The sequence below is a fragment of the Bacillus sp. GMs2/2 genome (assembly GCF_050172095.1).
Classification (GTDB): Bacteria; Bacillota; Bacilli; order Bacillales; family Bacillaceae_G; genus Bacillus_A; species Bacillus_A cereus.
In genome coordinates, this window is record NZ_JBNLYE010000606.1 from 1 (window position 1) to 1,760 (window position 1,760).

Genomic DNA, 1,760 nt, shown 5'->3' on the forward strand with positions numbered 1-1,760 from the left:
TAGTTTTTATGTTTTCATTTATCTTTTTAATCAGATGAATGCTTTTTTTAGTACATAATAAAAAATATCCAGAAAAACTGTCACAAAATCCGTTTTTCTGGTTTCTCTATAATACAGGTATCAAATTGAAAGTGAGGTTTAAACGAACATGTTAACCATAGAAAATGAAGAAAGTCATGCTTCTGATATGACCTTTGAAGATTTATTTAAGCAGTACTATGCTTACGCTGTGAAACAAATCATCTGGATTGTTAAAGATCAATCTATCGCTGAAGAGTTAGCACAAGAAGTATTTTTACAATTATATCGTAGTGATTGGAAAGGAATTGAAAACATACCTGGATGGTTGATTAAATCTTCTACTTATGTAGCCTATAACCATTTTCGATCTGAAAAAAGGCAGCAAGCGAAGATTGATAAAGAAATACAATACCATGAAGTACAAAATGTTTCATCATTAGACGATGATTGGATAAGAAAAGAAGAAATTACAAAGGTCCAAACGATACTAAATAAAATGAATGATCGAGAACGAACCCTTTTACTCATGAAATTCTCTGGTTTTCAATATAAAGAAATTGCAGAAATACTTCAAACAGAAATATCTTCTATTGGAACATTATTAGTCAGAGCCAAAATGAAGTTTCGCAAGGTTTATAAACAAATAGAGGAGGCATAACAAATGAAATGTTATGATATCGGATTTATTCAAACATATATTGATGGAGAACTTTCTTATGATACAAGAAAAGAATTTACGAAGCACCTAGATACATGTGAAGCATGTCAAAATTTATTAGTAGAAATCAGTAAATTAAACAACTGGGAAAACATAATGCTAGATGAAGAATCTGCAAATTCACCAAAAGAAATTAAAATTGATGTAGAACAAGCATGGAAAACATTTGAAAGTCGTTCCAAGCTAGACAATGTTTCTCATATAAATCATAAAAAACAACAAAAGAAAGGACTATTTACAAACATGAGTAAAAAATCAAAACGTTTCATTTATACAGCAGTAGCTGGCGCAGCGCTTTTCACAACAGCAATGATTCCACAAGTACAAGTGGCGGCTACAAATGTTGCCTCATATTTTTCTAATGCAGTTACAAATGATGAAGTTGTCAATGAGGGAATAACAGATGAAAATGGTGTCGTACAAGATATGATGAAGAATGGTAAATATATTCCTATTGATGAAAAAATTACGGATCAAGGTATTACTGTACATCTCAAAGAATTATATATCTCAGATTTACGTATATCAGTTCATTATAGAATGGAAAAAGCTGATGGAAGTTTAGTACCATTTGAATTTGATACATCAGGATTAAAGCTCGCAAGTGATGGTAAAATTAATGGGCAACAAGAGGAAAACCCTGAGATTATAAATTACGGAAGACTATCATTTATCCATGATTCAGATGATCATCTTCCTTTTGAACTTATGGCAGCAGGTAAAAAATTAAATGATATAGGTATCCGTGATAACGATAGACCTGAAGGTGTTTCTACATTTGTTATAGTTAATGAAGGAAGAGACGAGTTTAAACAGCCCCTTACTTTAGATGTAAATATAACTAGAATTGGAACAGTAAATGGATCTTGGAAAGGTCAATTTAAAATTGATACTTCACATTTAATAAATGAAACGAATTAAAATGAAAAAAAGAATAGAACAATATGTATCTAATGCTCCGTTTATATGTTTCCTTGTTTTCGTTACATTTATTTCTTATATAGTTTTTATTTTATCTTTT

General features: G+C 30.3%; 2 protein-coding genes. Both read left to right on the top strand.

Annotation, left to right across the window (positions count from 1 at the left end):
* Window positions 1-148 precede the first annotated feature (148 nt).
* On the top strand, window positions 149-679 hold the full coding sequence (locus ACQGS6_RS27850; protein ID WP_000955504.1) for an RNA polymerase sigma factor SigX: 531 nt from the start codon (window positions 149-151) through the stop codon (window positions 677-679).
* 3 nt (window positions 680-682) lie between these two features.
* Window positions 683-1,660 (top strand): DUF4179 domain-containing protein, encoded by a 978-nt coding sequence (locus ACQGS6_RS27855; RefSeq protein WP_000650428.1) that lies wholly within the window; start codon window positions 683-685, stop codon window positions 1,658-1,660.
* Window positions 1,661-1,760: the final 100 nt, after the last annotated feature.

What these genes read in the sequence shown, in the direction of transcription:
- ACQGS6_RS27850 (WP_000955504.1), top strand. Translation starts at nt 149, where the DNA reads ATGTTAACCATAGAAAATGAAGAAAGTCATGCTTCTGATATGACCTTT.
- ACQGS6_RS27855 (WP_000650428.1), top strand. Translation starts at nt 683, where the DNA reads ATGAAATGTTATGATATCGGATTTATTCAAACATATATTGATGGAGAA.